The organism is Nocardia sp. NPDC058114 (assembly GCF_042884695.1).
Lineage (GTDB): Bacteria > Actinomycetota > Actinomycetes > Mycobacteriales > Mycobacteriaceae > Nocardia.
In genome coordinates, this window is record NZ_JBHVTK010000005.1 from 396,089 (window position 1) to 417,414 (window position 21,326).

Consider the following 21,326-nt stretch of genomic DNA (forward strand, 5'->3'; position numbering starts at 1 on the left):
TCTCGGGCCCGGTGGGTGCCGCCTCGGGCCCACCCCCACGCTCAGCGCTGGGGGGGGACGGCCGCGAACCGCCGCTACGCGGCGCCCTCCCTAAGGGTCCGGGTACGCGGTGTGCTCTGACAGCGTTAGCGAGTGACGGTGGTTCTTATGAACCCCGTCACTTTGCCGTTGGTGGGGGCAACACGTTCCGGGGCCGTGCCGATAGTCCTCTGGGCCCCGAGCACCGGGGGCACGCTGACTCGGACATTATGCGACCGGTCTATATGATGACTCGATCTGCGCGATGCGGGGCAGCCGCACGTGCAGACGCGATGAGAGGTGAATGAACTCGAATGGAAACTGCCCGTCGTTCTGCCCGCGGTAATCGCCGTCGCCGGTCGAGCAGTCCGACATTCGGGCAGTTGCTGACGGGAGCGGTCGAATCGGCCGCCGATCGGGTCGCGGTCCGGTTCAACCCGTCCGGTGACCCGGCCGACCAGCGTCAGCTCAGCTATTCCGAGTTCGATCAGCAGTCCTCGCAGCTGGCCCGCGCGCTCATCGCTCGCGGGATCGGCCCCGGCGACGTCGTCGCCATCGGCATCGCCCGGTCGATCGACTCCGTGCTCGCGGTGTGGGCGATCGCCAAGACCGGCGCCGCCTACGTTCCGGTCGACCCGAACTACCCGGCCGACCGCATCGCGCACATCGTGTCCGACTCCGGCGCGGTGCTCGGGCTCACCACCGCCGCGCATCGCGACGTGCTCGGTACGGCGCTGACCTGGCTCGAGCTCGACGACGCCGAGACGGCCACTACGATCGCGGCCCAGCCCGCGCACCCGATCTCCTACACCGACCGGATCCGCACCCTCGACGAGCGGCACCCGGCCTACGTGATCTACACCTCGGGTTCCACCGGCAAGCCCAAGGGCGTCGTGGTGACCCACACCGGTCTGGCCGGTCTGGTCGCCGCCGAGCGCGCGCACTACCGCGTCGCCGCCGACTCGCGCGTGCTGCACGTGTGTTCGCCGAACTTCGACGTGTCGGTGCTCGAACTGCTGCTCACCTTCTCCGCGGGCGCCACCCTGGTGATCGCGCCGCCCGGTGTGTTCGGTGGTTTCGAGCTCGCGGATCTGCTGCGCCGCGAACAGGTTTCGCACATGCTCATCACCCCGGGCGCGCTGGAATCGGTGGATCCGGCGGACCTGGACGACCTGCGCGTGGTGGTCGTCGCCGGTGACAAGTTCGGTCCGGAACTGGTCGGTCGCTGGGCCGTGGGCGAGCGTGAGTTCTACAACGGCTACGGCCCCACCGAGGCCACCATCCTGGCCACCAGCACCGCGCCGATGGATCCGGCCGCGCCGGTGACGATCGGTGCCGCGATCGCCGGTGTCGGTGCGTTCGTGCTGGATTCGAGGCTGCGGCCGGTGCCCGCGGGCGTGATCGGCGAGCTGTATCTGTCGGGTCCCGCGCTGGCACAGGGTTACCTGAACCGCCCCGCGCTGACCGCGGAACGTTTCGTCGCCAGCCCGTTCGGCGCCGAGTCCGGTGACGCGAACGCGCGCCTGTACCGCACCGGAGACCTGGTGCGGCGCAGCGAATCCGGTGACGGCGTCATCGAGTACATGGGGCGCTCGGACTTCCAGGTGAAGATCCGCGGCTTCCGGATCGAGCTCGGTGAGATCGACAACGCGCTCACCGCGCACCCCGACATCGACTTCGCGGCGACTCTCGGCAAGACTCTGCCTTCCGGTGTGACAGCGCTGGTGTCGTATGTGATGCCCCGCTCCGGCGCGACGCTCGAGGTGACCACGCTCGACGCGTTCCTCGCGGAATCGTTGCCCGGCTACATGATTCCGGCCGCGATCATGGTGCTGGACCGGATCCCGCTGACGCCGGTGGGCAAGCTGGACCGAAAAGCGTTGCCCGAGCCTGTTTTCGCGGTGCGCGAGTTCCGCGCGCCGGTGACTCCGGTGCAGCAGGTGGTGGCCGACATCTTCGCCGATCTGCTGACCGCCGGTGCGCCGGACGAGATCCGGGTCGGTGCCGACGACGACTTCTTCGAGCTCGGCGGCAACTCGCTGCTGGCCGCGCAGGCCGCCACGCGCCTCGGCGCCGCGCTCGACACCCGGATTCCGGTGCAGGTGCTGTTCGAGGTCAGCACGGTCTCGGGGCTGGCCGAACGCGTCGAACGTCATATCGGCACCGGTTCCGGCCACGAGCTGGTCGCGCAGCAGCGCCCCGACTCGATTCCGCTGTCGTTCGCCCAGCAGCGGATGTGGTTCCTCAACCAGTTCGATCCGGCCAGCGCGGTGAACAACATGCCGATCGCGGTGCGCCTGTCGGGCGCGCTCGATGTCGACGCATTGCGTGTCGCGGTTACCGACCTGGTGGCCCGCCACGAGGTGCTGCGCACGATGTATCCGCCGGTCGACGGGGTCGGCACGCAGCTGGTGCTGCCGCTGTCGGACCCGCGCGCCGTGCCCGCTCTGGCGGCCGACGAGGCAGGCGAGGACGCGATCGCCGCCCTGGTCACCGAGACCGTCAGCGCGGGCTTCGATGTCACCGTCGCTCCGCCGCTGCGCCTGCGGCTGCTGCGACTGAGCGCGACCGAGCACGTGCTGGTCTGCGTGATGCACCACATCGCCGGTGACGGTGTGTCGATGGGCCCGCTCACCCGCGACCTGATGACCGCCTACGTCCAGCGCAGCGCGGGTAACGCGCCGGGCTGGCCCGAATTGGCTGTCCAGTACGCCGATTTCACGCTCTGGCAGCGGGCCGTGCTCGGGACCGAGGACGACCCGGAGTCGATCCTGACCCAGCAGATCGACTTCTGGCGCACCCAGCTCGCCGGTGTGCCCGACCAGCTCGAGCTGCCCACCGACCGGCCGCGGCCCGCCACCGCCTCCTACCGTGGTGCGAGCCTGGACTTCCGCATCCCGGCCGAGGTGCACGCCGGGTTGGATCAGATCGCGCGCGCCCATAATTCGACGTTGTTCATGGTGGTGCACGCCGCGCTGTCGGCGCTGCTGGCCCGGCTGTCGGGCAGCACCGACATCGCCATCGGCACCCCCGTCGCGGGTCGTGGTGACGCCGCCCTCGACGACCTGATCGGCATGTTCGTCAACACCCTGGTGCTGCGCACCGAGGTCGACCCGGCGGGCAGCTTCGAAGAGCTGCTCGCCTCGACCCGCGCGGTCGACGTCGCGGCCTTCGGTCACGCCGATGTGCCGTTCGAGCGATTGGTCGAGCTGCTCGACCCGGCCCGTTCGACCGCGCGGCACCCGCTGTTCCAGGTGATGCTCGCCTTCCAGAACATGGCGCGCACGGCACTGGAACTGCCCGGTCTGACCGTCGCGGGCGTCGAGATGACCATTCCGTTCGCCAAGTTCGACCTGCAGTTCGAGATGGTGGAGGACACCGATCGCCACGGTGCGCCGCACGGCATCGCGGTCGGGCTCACCTACGCCACCGATCTGTTCGACGCCGAGACCGTCGCCGGGTTCGCCGATCGATTCCAGCGGTTGCTGGCCGCGATCGTCGCCGCGCCCGCCGCGCCGCTCGGTGCGATCGAGCTTCTGGAGCCCGCCGAGCTGGACCGGATCCTGGTGCAGTGGAACGACACTCGCCGCGACCTCGCGCCGGAACTGTTGCTCGACGGCTATCGACGTGCGGTGGCCGAGCACCCCGATGCTGTCGCTGTCGCGTACGAGGGCGCCGAGCTGACCTATCGGGAGTTCGACGAGCGGGTCAACCGGCTCGCCCGGCTGCTGGTGACCCACGGCGTCGGTCCCGAATCCCTGGTCGGCCTCGCGGTTCGGCGTTCGCTCGATCTGGTGGTCGGGATGTACGCGATCGTGACCGCAGGTGGTGCGTATGTGCCGATCGACCCGGACCATCCGGCCGATCGCATCGCCCACATTCTCGATACCGCCGCGCCCGCCGCTGTGCTGAGCACCACCGCGGACGCGATCGAGGTACCCGCGGGTGTGCCGGTGATCCTGGTGGATTCCGTTGCGCTCGAAGAGTTCTCGGCCGCGCCTGTCGAGCCGGCTCGGCCGGTCCGGCCCGAGAACCCGGCCTATGTCATCTTCACCTCCGGTTCCACCGGGCGTCCCAAGGGTGTGGCGGTGTCGCACGCGGCGATCGTCAACCAGATGGTCTACATGGGCGCCGAGTACGGGATCGGCCCGTCGGATGTGTATCTGCAGAAGACGCCCGCCACGTTCGACGTGTCGCTGTGGGGTTACTTCCTGCCGCTGCGGACCGGCGCGAAGCTGGTCGTGTCGACCCACGACGGACATCGCGACCCGCTGTACCTCGCCGAAACGATCGCGGCACAGGGCGTGACGCTCACCGACTTCGTGCCGTCGATGCTGTCGGTCTTCGCCGCGCACACCACCGCCGGTTCGATTCCGAGCCTGCGGGCGGTGTTCGCCGCCGGTGAGGCGCTGCCCACCGAGACCGTGGCCGACGTGGCCCGCGTGTCCACGGCCGGGGTGCACAACCTGTACGGGCCCACCGAGGCTGCTGTCACCGTGACGCGATGGCCCGCAAGCGATTCCGATCGCGGATCGGTGCCGATGGGCGTGCCGGAGTGGAATACCCGTGTCTACGTGCTGGATTCACGCCTGCGCGCGGTGCCTGCCGGAGTGGTCGGCGAGCTGTACCTCGCCGGTGACCAGCTCGCGCGCGGTTATGTCGCCCGTCCCGGTCTGACCGCGGATCGGTTCGTGGCCAACCCCTTCGAGCCCGGCGCGCGGATGTACCGCTCCGGCGACCTCGTCCGCTGGGGTGGATCCTCGGCCGAGCCCGCGCTGGAATACCTGGGCCGCACCGACTTCCAGGTGAAGTTCCGCGGTCAGCGCATCGAGCTCGGTGAGATCGAGACCGCCCTGCTCGCCCAGGAGGCGATCAGCCAGGCCGTGGCCCTGGTACTCGACACCGCGTCCGGCCAGCACCTGGTGGCGTATGTGGTGGCGCGGCCCGGCGAGGAGCCCGACCCCGCGGCGCTGCGTACGGCCGTGGCGGACTCGCTGCCCACCTACATGGTTCCGACCGTCGTCACGGTGCTGGACGGCTTCCCGCTGAATCCGAGCGGCAAGCTCGACCGCAAGGCGCTGCCCGCCCCCGCGTTCACCGCGGGCGAATTCCGCGCTCCTGTCAGCCCCGCCGAGGAGATCGTCGCCGGGGTCTTCGCGGAACTGCTCGGCATGGCCCGCGTCGGCGCCGACGACGACTACTTCGCGCTCGGCGGCAACTCGCTGCTCGCCACCCGGGCGATCGCCCGCATCAACGAGGCGCTCGACGCCCACCTCGCCATCCGCGACCTGTTCGAGACGCCCACCGTGTCGGCCCTGGCCGCGCGCGTCGGTGCGGCGAGCGGTGCCGCTGCCCGACCGCCGCTGGTCGCCGCCGAACGGCCACAGCGCATTCCGCTGTCGCTGGCTCAGCAGCGTATGTGGGTGGTCAACCAGGTCGACCCCACCTCGGGCTCCTACAACATCCCCTTCGCGATCCGCCTCACCGGTGAGCTCGACATCGCCGCCCTCGGCGCCGCGGTCACCGACGTGCTCGGCAGACACGAGTCGCTGCGCACCTACTTCCCGGTGTCCGACGGCAGGGCTTTCCAGGAGATTCTCTCCGTGGCCGATGTGCTGCCCGAGGGGCTCCAGGTCGAGACGACCACCGATGTCCTCACTCGTGCGGGCGAATTGGCCGGTGCCGGTTTCGATGTGACGCGTGAGGTTGCGCTGCGTGCGCGATTGCTCACCGACGGGACTTCGGCCGAGTGGCTGCTTGTTGTCGTGGTGCACCATATTTCGGCCGACGGCGCGTCCTTGGCCCCGCTCGCCCGCGATCTGATGACCGCTTACGTGGCTCGTGCCGCGCACCAGAGCCCGGCGTGGACGCCGCTGGAAGTGCAGTACGCGGACTTCGCGCTGTGGCAGCGGGCGGTCGTCGGCGACGACGAGCAGCCCGAATCCCTGGCCGCCGCCCAGCTCGACTACTGGCGCAACCAGCTGGCCGACGTGCCACCGCTGCTGGAACTGCCGCAGGACCGCCCGCGGCCCTCGGTACCGACCCTGCGCGGCGCCACGTCCGAGCTGCGGTTGCCTGCCGAGGTGCACGCCGCCCTCAATCACTTGGCACGCGAGCACAAGTCGTCGCTGTTCATGGTCGTGCACGCGGCGCTGGCCGTGCTGCTCGGCCGCTTGTCGGGCACATCCGACATCGCCATCGGCACCGCTGTCGCCGGGCGCGGTGAGCGGGCGCTCGACGAGCTGGTCGGCATGTTCGTCAACACCCTGACCCTGCGCACCACCCTCGATCCGGCCGGTTCCTTCGACGAGGCCGTGGACGTGGCGCGGGAGACCGACCTCGGCGCGTTCGCCAATGCCGACCTGCCGTTCGAGCGGGTCGCCGAGGTCGTCGCGCCGGGACGGGGCAGTGCGCAGAGCCCGCTGTTCCAGGTGGCGCTCACCTTCAGCAACAACGAGGCGGCCGCGCTCGAACTGCCCGGCCTCACCGTGAACGCGCTGGACACCGCGATCGCCGCCAAGTTCGACCTGCAGGTGGACGTCGAACCGCGCTTCACCGCCGCCGGTGATCCCGACGAGCTGGTGACGCTGTTCAACTACGCCACCGATCTGTTCGACGAGGCCACCGTGCGCAGCATCGGCGCCCGCTTCGCCCGCATCCTGACCGCCGTCGCCGCCGACCCGCAGATCCGGATCGGCGACATCGACATCCTCGACGAGTCCGAACGCACCCGGCTGCTCGCCGGCGCGGCCAAGGCGCCCGCGCCGAGCACTCCGTCGGGCGGCACCACTCTGGCGCAGGCTTTCACCGCTGCCGCCGAGGACGACCCCGAGGGCCCCGCGCTCGTCTGGGGCGACGACGCGCTGACCTACGAGCAGCTCGACGCCCGCTCCGCCCGCCTGGCCCGGCTGCTGATCGGGCGCGGCTTCGGGCCGGGAGACGGTGTGGCCGTCGATCTTCCGCGTGGGGTCGACTGGGCCGTCGCGGTCTGGGCGATCCTCAAGGCAGGCGCGGCCGTGGTCCCGGTGACCGGCACCGAGTCGCCCGCCGAACCCGCCGCGAAACTGAGTATCACCGTCGGCGAACCTCGCGGCGTCGACTGGATCTCGCTCGACGACCCGGCGATCAAGACCGAACTGTCCACACAGTCCGCTCGCCCGGTCACCTACGCCGACCGCACCCGAGCTCTGCGCGGCGGTGACCCGGCCTTCGTCGGCGCCGACGGCACCCGCAGTTACGACGAACTCGCCACGGCGGGTGCGCAGGTGCGCGCCGACACCGACCTGACCTTCGAAGCCCGCACCTTCGGCCACGGCTCCGTCGACAGCTTCACGGCGCTGGTCGAGCCGGTGGCCGCGGGCGTCGCGGGCGCGTCGATGGTGCTGGTGCCCGGTGTCGCGGACATCGGGGTAGCCAACGGTTTGTCGGCGTCACTGGCCGAGGAGTGGGTAACCCATTTGTTCGGTGACCGGGTGGGGATCGAGGCGCTCGATACCGCCGAGCTCGGTGATCTGCAGGCGCTGATCGCCGATGATGCCGCACCGGGCAATCCGGGAGCGGCCGAGGCAGTGCTGGTACTCGGAGATCTGCGCGCCCCGGTGGCGTGAGCGGCGCCCGCAGTGCGGGGGCCCCGCTGCGGGACAACAAGTTTCGGTGATGGGTGAGGTGGAACAGCTATGACACGACCGGCAAGAACCCGACCGGTTCGTACGCGTCGCCCGCGCGTCACCGCGTTGGCACAGCTGCTGGCCACCGCGGTCGAGACCAACCCCGACGGTCTCGCGGTCGTCCTCGCCGACGCCGCCCGCACCCTTGGCAGCCTCACCTACGCCGAACTCGACGAGCGGTCGAACCGCATCGCCCGCTTCCTGATCGGTCGTGGCATCGGCGCGGGCGACCTGGTAGCCATCGGAATCCCGCGCTCCATCGAATCGGTCCTCGCCGTCTGGGCCGTCACCAAGACCGGTGCGGGCTTCGTCCCCGTCGACCCGAACTACCCCCCGGATCGGGTGGCGCACATGGTCACCGACTCCGGCGCGGTCTTCGGACTGACCGTCGCGGCCGTCGCCGACGGACTTCCGGCCCAGGTGCAATGGCTCCGACTCGACGCCGAGCCGACCGGCGACACGCACGACAACGGCGCTCGGCCTGCGGGTGGCGGGCTCTACGGCACTGACCAGGCGGACCCTTTCGACAGCCTCTCCGGCGCGGCGATCACCTCCGCCGACCGGCTTCGTCCGGTGCGGGCCGAGGATCTCGCCTACCTCATCTACACCTCCGGCTCCACCGGCCTGCCCAAGGGCGTCGCGGTGACGCAGGCCGGGCTCGCGGGGTTCAGCGAGGAGCAGCGTCGGCACTACGGTGTCGAACCCACCTCGCGCACGCTACATTTCGCGTCGCCGTCCTTCGACGCGTCGCTGCTGGAGCTGCTGCTGGCGATCGGCGCGGGCGCCACGATGGTGATCGTGGACCCGAGTGTGTACGGCGGCGACGATCTGGCCGCGCTGCTGCGGCGGGAACGGGTGAGCCACGCGTTCATCACGCCGGCCGCGCTGGCCTCGATCGACCCGGACGGGCTCGACGACTTCCGGGTGGTGGCGGTCGGCGGCGAGGCGGTTGCGCCGGATCTGCCGCGGCGCTGGGCGATTCCCCTCGCCGATGGCACCCTGCGCGAATTCCACAACGTGTACGGGCCCACCGAGACGACCATTGTCACCAACATCAGTGTGCCGCTGAAACCGGGCGACCCGATGACCATCGGCGGCCCGATCAACGGGGTCGCCGAATACGTCCTCGACGACCGGCTCGGCCCCGTCCCGCCCGGCGTCACCGGCGAGCTCTACATCACCGGCGCCCAGCTGACCCGCGGCTACCACGCCCGCCCCGTCCTCACCGCCTCTCGCTATGTCGCGAATCCGTTCGACCCGTCCGGTTCTCGCCTCTACCGCACCGGTGATCTGGTCCGCTGGACCGCCGATGGCGCGTTGGATTATGTGGGCCGCAACGACTTCCAGGTCAAGATCCGTGGTTTCCGCATCGAACTCGGCGAGATAGACGCGGTGCTCTCGGCCCACGAGAGCCTCGACTTCGCCGCCACTATCGGCCACGAACTCGACAGCGGCGCCACCATTCTGGTGTCCTACGTGCACGCGGCCCCGGGCGCGACCGTCGACCACGCCGCGCTCACCGCCTTCGCCGAGCGCAGCCTGCCCGCGCACATGGTGCCGACCGTGCTGATGGCACTCGACATCATTCCGCTCACCCCGGTCGGCAAGCTCGACCGAAGGGCGCTGCCCGCACCGATCCTCGAACACGCCGAATTCCGGTCCCCCACAACGGCGGTCGAGGAGATCGTGGCAGGCACCTTCGTTCAGGTGCTCGACCTCGGCGACACGCAGCTCGGCCTCGACGACGACTTCTTCGCCCTCGGCGGCAACTCGCTGATGGCCACCCAGGTCGCCGCCCGCCTCGGCGCCGCGCTGGACACCGAGTTTCCGGTCCGGCTGCTGTTCGAGGCGTCGACGGTGGAAACGCTGGCCCGGCGACTCGCCGAATCCGCCGGTGCGGGTGCGCGTCCCGCGCTGACCGCCCGGGAGCGGCCCGCACGGATTCCGCTGTCGCTGGCCCAGCAGCGGATGTGGTTCCTCAATCAGTTCGACCCGGGATCGGTCGCCTACAACATCCCGATGGCGGTGCGGCTGCACGGTGCCATCGATGTCGAAGCTCTGCGCGCCGCCGTGGCCGACCTCGTCGCCCGGCACGAAACCTTGCGCACGATCTACCCCGAGACCGACGACGGGCCGATCCAGCAGATCCTGGCCGGCACCGAGGCGACGCCGCGGCTCGAGGTGTGCTCGATCGCGCCCGAACAGCTCGCCGCCGCCATGCGCGAGTTCGGTTCGTCGGGGTTCGACGTGCGCGGCCAGGTGCCGTTGCGGGTCGCGTTGTTCGAGCTCGGTGGCGACGAAGCGGTGCTCGCGGTGGTCGTGCACCACATCGCCGGTGACGGGTCCTCACTCGCCCCGCTCACCAGGGATCTCATGCTCGCCTACGCGGCCCGCTCGGCGGGTGACGCGCCGGAGTGGGCGCCGTTGGCCGTGCAGTACGCCGACTACGCGCTGTGGCAGCGGGCCTTGCTCGGCAGCGAGGACGACCCGCGGTCGCTGGCCTCGGCCCAGCTCGCCTACTGGCGTGGCGCGCTGGCCGGGCTGCCCGACCAGCTCGACCTGCCCGCCGACCGGCCGCGTCCTGCCGTGCAGTCCTTCGCCGGCGGTCGCGTCCCGATCGAGGTCGACGCCGACACCCACCGCGCCCTCCTGGCGGTGGCGCGCAATCAGGGCGCGACGCTGTTCATGGTTGTGCACACTGCCCTCGCGGTGACGCTGGCCAGGCTCGCGGGCACCGACGATCTGGCGGTCGGTACGCCCGTCGCGGGTCGTGGCGAGGCCGCGCTCGACGACCTGATCGGCATGTTCGTCAACACCTTGGTCTTTCGCACCACGCTGCGAACCGGTGAGTCGTTCACCGAACTGCTCGCCCGCCAGCGCGATACCGACCTCCAGGTCTTCGCGAACGCGGACCTGCCGTTCGAGCGACTGGTCGAGGCGATCAACCCCGCCCGCTCCACTGCCCGCCACCCGCTGTTCCAGGTCGGCCTGTCCTTCCAGAACCTCAGCCGCTCCGGCCTCGAACTCGGCGAGACCGCGGTCGAGGGCGTCGACGTGGATCTCGCGGTGTCCCAGTTCGATCTGCACGCCATCGTCGCCGACGGCTACGACAGTGACGGCGTGGCGCAGGGGATCAGCGGCGTGTTCACCTATGCCACGGACCTTTTCGACGAGTCGACCGCACAGTCCTACGCGGAGCGCTTCGCGCGAGTACTCACCGCGATCGCCGCATCGCCGGGCCGTCCCGTCGACGAGATCGACCTGCTCTCCGATGCCGAGCGTGCGCGAATCCTGCACGACTGGAACGCGACCGGCCATGCCACCTCGGCCACGACGCTGCCTGCCCTGTTCGCCGACACCGCCGCCGCGAACCCGGACGGTGTGGCGCTCGTCGACGTCGAGGGCGCCGCGCTCACCTATCGTGACTTCGCGGCCCGCGTGAATCAGCTGGCGCGACACCTCATCGCGCAGGGCGTCGGTGTCGAGGACCGGGTCGCCTTGGCGATGCGACGCTCGACCGAGCTGGTCGTCGCCATGTACGCGGTGACGCAGGCGGGCGCCGCCTACGTTCCCGTCGATCCCGGCCAGCCCGCCGATCGGGTATCGCATGTGCTCGCGACCGCTGCCCCGACCTGCGTATTGACCACCACGCGTGACGGTTTCACCGCCGGCGTCGACGCGACACGGAGCGCACCGGTGATCGCCGTCGACACCCTGGAGCTGTCGGCGGTGTCAGCCGCCCCGATCGCGGCGAGCGAGCGCATCGGTGTGTTGCGCTCAGGGAACACCGCCTACGTCATCTTCACCTCCGGCTCGACCGGCAAGCCGAAGGGCGTCGCCGTCTCGCACGCCGCCATCGTCAACCAGTTGCGGTGGAAGACAGCAGCATTCGGCCTGGGCCCCGATGACTCGGTCCTGTTGAAGACCGCCGCCACCTTCGACCTGTCGGTCTGGGAATTCTGGTCGGCCGCGATCTGCGGTGGCCGCCTGGTGATCACCGCTCCAGAAGGCCATCGCGACCCTGCCTACCTGCTCCGCGTGCTCGCCGCGCACTCGGTGACCACCCTGCACGCGGTGCCGTCGATGCTCGATGCGCTGCTCACCGAATCCGCCGGTGTCCTGCCGAATTCGCTGCGGCGCGTCCTCGCCATCGGCGAGGCGCTCCCCGCCGCCACCGCCCAGCGGTTCCTGGCGACGAACCCGGCGGCGCTACACAACCTGTACGGCCCGACCGAGGCCGCGGTCTCCATCACCGACCACCGCGTCACCACTGCCGATCGCACCACGGTCCCGATCGGCCGGCCCGAATGGAACAGCCGGGTCTACGTCCTCGACGCCCGTCTGCGTCCGGTCCCGGTAGGTGTCGCGGGAGAGTTGTATCTGGCGGGCGCGCAGCTCGCCCGCGGGTATTTCGGCCGACCCGACCTCACCGCGGACCGCTTCGTCGCCGACCCGTTCTCCGCGCTCGGCGCCCGCATGTACCGCACCGGTGATCTCGTCGCCTGGACCGCTGACGGCGAACTCGACTATCGCGGTCGCACCGACTTCCAGGTCAAGATCCGCGGATTCCGCATCGAACTCGGCGAGATCGAAGCGGCCCTGCTCGCCGCACCGCAGATCGCCCAGGCGGCGGTCGTCGCCACGACCGACCCGCAACTCGGTGACCGGCTGGTTGCCTATGTCGTCCCCGCGCCCGGCGGGGCGCTCACCACCGCGCAGGCCAAAGCCGCGGTGGCGCAGGTGCTCCCGTCCTACATGGTCCCCTCGGCCTTCGTCGTGCTCGACCGCCTCCCGCTGAACGCGAACGGCAAGCTCGACCGGGCCGCCCTTCCGGCGCCGGTGCTCGAACCCCGCCGCTACCGCACGCCCGGGACCGAGCACGAGATCGCCGTAGCCGCCGTCTTCACCGAGGTCCTCGGCGCGCGCAACCCCGGCCTCGACGACGATTTCTTCGCGCTCGGCGGCAACTCGCTGCTGGCCACCCGTGTCGTGCACCACCTGCGCGAACACACCGGCGTGGAGCTCACCGTCGCCGCGTTCTTCGCCGACCCGACCGTCGCCGGTCTCGCTACCAGAATCAGCGACGGCCCCGCAGGCGCGGCCGACCTCGAAGCCGCACTCGCGGTCGTGCTGCCGATCGCCCGCCGCGGCACCCGCCCGCCGCTGATCTGTGTGCACCCGGTCTCGGGTCTGGCGTGGGCCTACGCGAGCCTGGTGCCGCACCTGCCCGAGGATCAGCCCGTGGTCGGCATCCAGTCGCCGGCGCTGAGCGATCCGGAATTCCGGCCCGCCTCGGCCGAGGAGCTGGTCGACCGCTACCTGGCCGAGATCCGCGGCGTCCAGCCCCATGGCCCCTATCAGCTGCTCGGCTGGTCCCTCGGCGGCGTGCTGGCGCAGGCCGTGGCGACCCGCCTGCAAGCCGAGGGCGAGACGGTGGCGTCGTTGACGATGCTCGACAGCCTCCCCGGCGCCGCACTCGCCGATTTCGCCACCGAATTGCGGCACGTGCTCACCGAACTCGGCATACCCGAGCGGCAACTGCCCAGCCAACTCACCGAACTCGGCGACGAGGCACTGGAATCACTGCACACAACACTCGCTGCGGACACGCCGATCTCGCGCGCGCAGTTCGTGGGCATGTACCGCGGCGCACTGCGCTCGGTGGCGCTTCTCACCGAGCTCGAACCCGCACGATTCGACGGTGATCTGACCTATTTCACCGCCCTGCGGACCCCCCAAAAGCTGGGGGACGGGGCCTCGCGATGGCGCCCGTTCGTCAGCGGGATCATTGCTGACCACCCGGTCGAGGCCACCCACCAGGAGATGCTCTCCGCTGTGGCGGTAGCCACGTCCGGACCGGCAATTGCGCAGGTCGTCGCGGGTGCGGACGGATCCGGCGATACACGTCCGTAACGGACTACATGGGCATTACGATTCTGTTGCGATAGAGTTGGTGTGTCGTGGCGCACACCTCGGCGACGGTCGGCAGCGGCTATGTAGGTGTGGCTATGCTGTGTCCGACTCGGCCGCCGGACGCGAGAGGTGTATAGGTCTGTGGAAACCCCCCGCCGCACGGGCCGTGCCGGTCGCCGACGTACTACCGGCGCACCGTTGTTCGGTCAGCTGCTCACGGCCGCCGTCGAATCCGCGGCCGATTCGATCGCGCTGCGCTACAACCCCACCGGGATGCCCGGCGCGGAACAACACCTCACATATCGGGAGCTCGACGAGCGATCCTCGCGCCTGGCACGCGAACTCATCGACCGGGGGATGGGCGCGGGCGATGTCGTCGCGATTGCCATCGCCCGCTCGATCGAATCCGTGCTCGCGGTGTGGGCCATCGCCAAGACCGGTGCCGCGTACGTGCCGGTCGACCCGGCCTACCCGGCAGACCGGATCGCCCATATCGTCGCCGACTCCGGCGCGACCATCGGCCTGACCACCGCGGCCCATCGCGCCTGCCTCGGTACCACCGCGTACTGGATCGAACTCGATGACCCGGTGGTCGCCGAGCGCATCGCCGTGCGGCCGGGGCACGCGGTGAGCTACGCCGATCGGGTCCGCCCGATCGACGAAGCGCACCCGGCCTACGTCATCTACACCTCCGGCTCCACCGGTAAGCCGAAGGGCGTCGTGGTGACGCACACCGGGCTTGCCACATTGGTCGCCGCCGAGCGCGAACACTATGACGTGCAACCCGATTCGCGGGTGCTGCATGTTTGCTCGCCGAACTTCGACGTGTCGGTGCTCGAGTTGCTGCTCGCCTTCGCTACCGGTGCGACCCTGGTGGTTTCGCCGCCGCGCGTGTTCGGCGGTTTCGAACTGTCGGACCTGCTGCGCCGCGAACGCATCACCCACCTGCTGATCACCCCTGGTGCGCTCGAGTCCGTCGACCCGGCCGGGCTGCCGGACCTGTCGACCGTGATCGTCGCGGGCGACCGGTTCGGCCCGGAACTGGTCGGTCGCTGGGCAACCGGTGAGCGCGCGTTCTACAACGGGTACGGCCCCACCGAGGCGACCATCCTCGCCACCAGCACCTCGGCGCTGCGGGCCCACGCGCCGATCACCATCGGCCACGCGGTGCCCGGCATGGGCTTGTACGTGCTCGACGCGCGCCTGCGGCCGGTGCCCGCCGGAGTGGTCGGCGAGCTGTACCTCTCCGGCCCCGCGCTCGCGCAGGGGTATCTGGGCAGGCCGGGGCTCACCGCGCAACGTTTCGTCGCCTCGCCGTTCGGGCCGGGCAGGCTGTACCGCACCGGTGATCTGGTGCGCCGGTTCGAACACGACGGCACGCTGGAATACCTGGGCCGCACCGACTTCCAGGTGAAGGTACGCGGCTTCCGGATCGAGCTCGGCGAGATCGACAACGCGCTCACCGCGCACCCCGACCTCGACTACGCCGTGACGCTGGGTAAGACGATGCCCTCGGGCGCGACCGCGCTGGTCGCCTACGTGCTGCCGCGCGCCGGCCGCACGATCGACACCGGCGCGCTGGCGGAATTCCTCGCGGAATCGTTGCCCGCGTACATGATCCCGTCGGTCATCATGGTCCTCGACGAGCTGCCGCTGACCTCGGTCGGCAAGCTCGACCGCGCCGCGCTGCCGACGCCGGTGTTCTCCGCCCGCGGTTTCCGCGCGCCCGCCACCCCGGCCGAACAGGTGGTGGCCGACGTGTTCGCCGCCCTGTTGCTGCGTGACGGCGCGGGCCGGGTCGGCGCCGACGACGACTTCTTCGAACTGGGCGGCGACTCGCTGCTCGCCGCGCAGGCGGTGGCCCGCATCGGCGCCGCGCTGGACGTGCGGGTGCCGGTGCAGGCGGTGTTCGAGGCGCCGACCGTCGCCGCCCTCGCCAATCGAGCCGAGCAGCACCGTGTTTCGGCACACGCGCTCCCACTGACGCCGCGTCCGCGCCCCGAGCTGGTCCCGCTGTCCTACGCCCAGCAGCGGATGTGGTTCCTCAACCGCTTCGACCCCACGTCGGCCGTGGACAACATCCCGGTCGCGGTCCGCCTTTCCGGCCGCCTCGACCTGCCCGCCCTGCGCGCCGCGATCGCCGACCTGATCGCGCGCCACGAAGTTCTGCGCACGGTCTACCCGGTGTCCGACGGTATCGGCGCCGAGGGCCACGGCGCGGTCCTCGACGGCGAAGGTCACCAGCTGGTGCTGGCGGCGGGCGACCCTGCCGCGGTGCCCGAGTTCGAGATCGTCGAGGTGGCGGAGGAAGACCTGACCGAGGCGATCGGCGCTGCCGCGCTGACCGGCTTCGACGTCACCGCCGGGCCGCCGGTGCGGGTGCGGGTGCTCGCGATCTCGGACAACGAGCACGTCGTCGTCTGCGTGGTGCACCACATCGCCGCCGACGGCTTCTCGTTCGCGCCGCTGACCAGGGATCTGCTCACCGCCTACGCCGAACGGCGCGGTGGCGGCGCGCCGCAATGGCCGCCGCTGCCGGTGCAGTACGTCGACTACACGCTGTGGCAGCGTGAACTGCTCGGCGCCGAGCACGACCCGGATTCGCTGCTCGCCGCGCAAGTGGCCTTCTGGCGAAAGACGCTGTCCGGCTTGCCCGAACAGCTCGAACTGCCCACCGACCGGCCGCGTCCCGCCGTGTCGAGCCGGGCGGGCGGGTCGCTGAGCGTCCAGGTCCCCGCCTCGGTGCACGCCGGTCTGTCGGCGCTGGCCCGCGAGCACAACGCCACGCTGTTCATGGTGGTGCACACCGCGCTGGCCATGCTGCTGGCCCGGCTCTCCGGCACCCGCGACATCGCGATCGGCACCCCGGTGGCCGGCCGTGGCGAGCAGGCGCTCGACGAGCTGATCGGCATGTTCGTCAACACCCTGGTCCTGCGCACCGAGGTGAATCCGGCGACGAACTTCGGCGGGCTACTCGCCGAGGTCAGAGCACGCGATCTGGCCGCCTTCGGACATGCCGACGTGCCGTTCGAGCGGCTCGTCGACCTGCTGGAGCCGGTGCGTTCGACCGCGCGGCACCCGCTGTTCCAGGTGATGCTGACCTTCCAGAACCTGGCCCGCACCGACCTGGCGTTGCCCGGCCTCGCCGTCTCCGCCGCCGACTTCACGGTGCCACTGGCGAAGTTCGATCTGCAGGTGGAGCTCGCCGAACACATCGGCGTCGACGGCGCGCCGCAGGGCCTGGCGGCCACCTTCGTCTATGCCACCGACCTCTTCGACCGCGCCACGGTCGCCGACTTCGCCGACCGCTGGACGCGGGTGCTCGCCGCGGTGGTGGCCGACCCGGCCAAGCCGGTCGGCGATATCGACGTGCTCGCCCCCGGCGAGCGTGAACTCGTCCTGCGCGAGGGCTATTCGCCCGGCATCGCGGTTCCCGAGGTCACGCTCACCGACCTGATCACCGCCCAGGCGCAACAGCGTCCCGAGGCGATCGCGATCAGGGCGGGGGAGCGGTCCCTCACCTTCGCCGGCCTCCTCGGTCGGGCATCGGCGCTGGCCCGCGCGCTCGTCGTGCAGGGCGCGGGCCCGGAAACCCTGGTGGCTGTAGCCGTTGCGCGCACCGAGGAGCTGCCGGTGGCGCTGCTCGCGGTGCTGCTGTCGGGTGCGGGCTACCTGCCGATCGACTCCGGATACCCGGCGCAGCGGCTGGCCTACATCGTCGACGACGCGAAACCCGCTGTGGTGCTGACCACCTCGGCCGAGCACGGACTGCTGACGCCGCTCGCGGATCTGCCCGTGGTGTTGCTCGACGAGCCGCCCGTCTACAGCGACGCTCCGCTGCATCCCGATGAACGCCGTGCTCCGCTGCGCCCGGATCATCTCGCGTACGTCATCTACACCTCGGGTTCCACCGGCCTGCCCAAGGGCGTCGGTGTCACCCACCGCAATGTGCTCGAGCTGTTCGCCAACACCCAGCTGCTGTTCGCCTTCGACGAGGACGACGTGTGGACGGTGTTCCATTCCTTCGCCTTCGACTTCTCCGTCTGGGAACTGTGGTGCGCGCTGGCAGGCGGTTCGTCGGTGGTCGTCGTCGACCACCTGACCTCCCGGTCGCCGATCGAATTCCGCGAACTGCTGGCCCGTGAACACGTGACGGTGCTGAGCCAGACGCCCACCGCCTTCGCCCAGCTCGACGAAGCCGACCGGGCCGCGCAGGCCGCGGGCGCCATCGCGCTGCCGGTGCGGTACGTGGTCTTCGGTGGTGAGGCTCTCGACCCCCGCAAGCTCAGCCGCTGGTACGACCGCTACGGAAACGGGCCGGGCGCACCGGAACTCGTCAACATGTACGGCATCACCGAGACCACCGTCCATGTCTCGCACCAGGTCCTGACCGCGCGGACGGCGGACATCGTCGCCGACCGGGCGCCGGTGGACGCCGACCACATCGGCGGATCTGCCGTCGACCTGCCCGGCAGCCTCATCGGCCGTGCGCTGCCCGGACTGTCGGTGGTCGTCCTCGACGACCGTCTGCGTCCGGTGCCGTTCGGTGTGGCGGGTGAGCTCTACATCGCGGGCAACCAGCTCTCGCGCGGCTACCTCGGCAAGCCGGGTCTCACCGCCACCCGCTTCGTCGCCGACCCGTTCGGTGAACCGGGCGCCCGGCGCTACCGCTCCGGCGACCTCGGTCGCTGGATCGGGTTCCGCGGCACCCCCACCCTCGAATACGGCGGCCGCGGCGACCAGCAGGTGCAGCTGCGTGGTTTCCGGATCGAACCGGGCGAGATCGAGGCAGCCCTGCTGCGGGTGCCCGGCGTCGGGCAGTCCGCGGTCATCGTGCGCGCCGACGAGCACGCCGGAGACCGGCTGATCGCCTATGTCGTCCCGGCGACAGATGTAGTCGATCCGAACGACGCGCCCACCACCGTACTTCCGAAGCCGCCGGTAGGCGCGCGCTTCGGACGTGGCGACAGCGGCGCGGGGTCCGACGACGACTCCACGCCCGCCGATCTTCGCGTGGTCGCGGGTCTGGACCCGGTGGAAGTGCGGGCGGCCGTAGCCGAATTCCTCACCGGATACATGGTTCCCGACGCTGTCGTGGTGGTCGCGGAACTACCGATGACCACCAACGGCAAACTCGACCGGGCGGCACTGCCCGCGCCGGAGTTCACCGCCGCCACCACCTTCCGCGCGCCGACCACTCCCATCGAACTCAGCGTCGCCGAGGTATTCGCGACCCTGCTCGGCGTGCCCGAGATCGGTCTGGACGACAACTTCTTCGACCGCGGTGGCAACTCGCTGCTGGCCACCAGGGCCATCGCCCGCATCGACCAGGCACTGAGTACCGACCTGGTGGTACGTGACCTGTTCGAGGCGCCCACCGTCGGCTCGCTCGCGGCCCGCGTGCGCCCAGGTTCGGTGGCCGCGCCACGACCACCGCTGATTCCGGCGCAGGACCGTGGCGTCGTTCCGCTCTCGCCCGCGCAACAGCGGATGTGGTTGCTCAACCGCATCGACCCCGACTCACCGGCGTACAACATCCCGCTGGTCCTGCGGTTGCGCGGCGCGCTCGACACCTCTGCGCTGCGCTATGCCGTCGCCGATGTGCTCGAACGGCACGAGGCGCTGCGCACCCGTTTCCCGGCCGATGACGCCGACGCTGTTCCGTATCAGGAGATCCTGCCCGTCAGCGCGGTGCTGCCGACCGGCCTCGCGCTGGAGGAATGCGACGATCCACGTGACCGGGTGATGCGTTTGCTCGCGGGCGGTTTCGATGTCGCCGAGCGAGTTCCCCTGCGCGCCGGGCTGTTCACCTCGCCCGCCGAGGACCCGCTCGCGGAGGAAGAGTACGTGCTCGCCGTAGTGGTGCAGCACATCATCGCCGACGGTGCTTCGCTCGCGCCGCTGGCCCGTGATCTCGTGATCGCCTATCGGGCCCGCGTCGAAGGACGCTCACCCGCCTGGTCGCCACTGCCCGTGCAGTACGCCGACTACGCGCTGTGGCAGCGCGAGGTGCTCGGCTCGGAATCCGACGAGAATTCCACCGCCGCGAGGCAGTTGGAGTTCTGGCGGCACACGCTGTCGGGGCAGGCGGGCACGGTCGAGCTGCCGCACGACCATCCGCGCCCCTCGCACGCCTCGCTGCGCGGCGCCGATGTGAGCACCACCCTGACCGCCGACGTTCATGTCCGCCTCGCCGAGATCGCCCGCAGGCACAACGCGTCGCTGTTCATGGTCGTGCACGCGGCACTGGCCGTGCTGCTCGCCAGGATCTCCGGCAGCACCGATATCGCGATCGGCACCCCGATCGCCGGCCGGGGTGAACCCGAGCTCGACGACCTGGTCGGCATGTTCGTCAACACCCTCACCCTGCGCACCGAGGTCGATCCCAGCCGCGGTTTCGACGAATTGGTCAGCACCGCACGCGAAGTCGGCCTGGCCGCCTTCGCCAACGCCGACCTGCCGTTCGAGCGCGTGGTCGAGGAGGTGGCCCCGACCGGCACCGTGTCGCACAACCCGCTGTTCCAGGTGGTGCTCTCCTTCCACAACAACGAGACCCCCGTGCTCCGCCTGCCGGGCCTCACCATCGAGGCGATGGACCTCGCGGCCCGGCCCGCCAAGTTCGACCTGCAGGTCAACATCGAACCGCGCCTGTCGGCGACCGGCGAGCCCGATGAGATCGGCATCGTCTTCACCTACGCCACCGACCTTTTCGACGAACACACCGTCGCGGCCTTCGCACGCGGGCTCACCGAGATCGTCACCGCGGTCGCCGCCGATCCCGCAGTGCGTGTCGGCGATATCGATCTGCGTGACGCCAGCGAGCGCGAACGTGAGCTGACGGCCGCGGCCTATGCCCCCGTGCCGTCGGCCAACGGTGCCGCGCTGGCGCAGGAACTGGCCTCGGCCGTGGAGGAAGACCCGGACGCACCTGCGCTCGAGCTGGGTGAAACGGCGATCGCCTACGCCGAGTTCGATGCCCGCTCATCACAATTGGCGCGTTCGTTGATCGCCCGCGGCGCCGGTCCGGGTACGGGAGTCGCGGTGCGGCTCGACCGAGGGGTGGACGCGGCGATCGCGACCTGGGCGGTGCTCAAGGCAGGCGCGGCGGTGGTGCCGCTGATGACGATGGACGCCCGCCCGCCGGGCAGCAACCTCGAGGTGAAACTCGGCCTGACCATCGACATCCTCGACGCCCCCGACGGGCTGGACTGGTACGACCTGGCCGACCCCGCGCTGCGCGCCGAACTGGCCGCGGAATCACCTCGTCCGATCGGCTACGCGCACCGCACCCGCGCCCTGCGCGGCGACGACGTGGCCTTCGCCGGCGGCGGTCGCACACTGAGCTACGACGAGCTGGCGACCGCGGCCGAGCAGGTGGCCGAGCGTGCCGGGCTCAACTTCGAATCACGCACGCGAGCGGCGGGCCGACCTGATTCGGTGGCGGGCGTGCTCGAGATCGTCGCGGCCGCGATCGCGGGCGCGACGCTGGTGATGGGGGCAGACCAGGGGGGTGCGGACGAGGTGAGCCATGTGTTCACCGAGGCCGCGGTGGCCGTTGCCGAACCCGGCGACGGGACAGGTGCGAGGATTGTCGCGCTCAGTGAGATGATCGGCAACACCGGGCAGCCGCACGAGCGGCGCGCGGTGGTCGGGATGGATGGATAGGTGGAACGAACACTGGCTGGTCCGCACGCGGTGCGGATGAGTGGCAGTGCGCGTCTGTATCGG

3 protein-coding genes are annotated in these 21,326 nt (G+C 70.4%); all 3 read left to right on the forward strand.

What is annotated here, in order from left to right:
• Positions 1-332 precede the first annotated feature (332 nt).
• The 3 genes from ACFVVI_RS21395 to ACFVVI_RS21405 all read left to right on the forward strand — a co-directional run bounded on the left by ACFVVI_RS21395 (position 333) and on the right by ACFVVI_RS21405 (position 21,263).
• Complete coding sequence (locus ACFVVI_RS21395; protein ID WP_387446452.1) at positions 333-7,625, forward strand: amino acid adenylation domain-containing protein; 7,293 nt, start codon at positions 333-335, stop codon at positions 7,623-7,625.
• A 69-nt stretch (positions 7,626-7,694) separates the two neighbouring features.
• A complete protein-coding gene (locus tag ACFVVI_RS21400) occupies positions 7,695-13,598 on the forward strand; it encodes an amino acid adenylation domain-containing protein (protein ID WP_387446454.1) in 5,904 nt (1,967 codons plus the stop codon).
• A gap of 273 nt (positions 13,599-13,871) precedes the next feature.
• Complete coding sequence (locus ACFVVI_RS21405) at positions 13,872-21,263, forward strand: amino acid adenylation domain-containing protein (RefSeq protein WP_387446545.1); 7,392 nt, start codon at positions 13,872-13,874, stop codon at positions 21,261-21,263.
• Positions 21,264-21,326 lie beyond the last annotated feature (63 nt).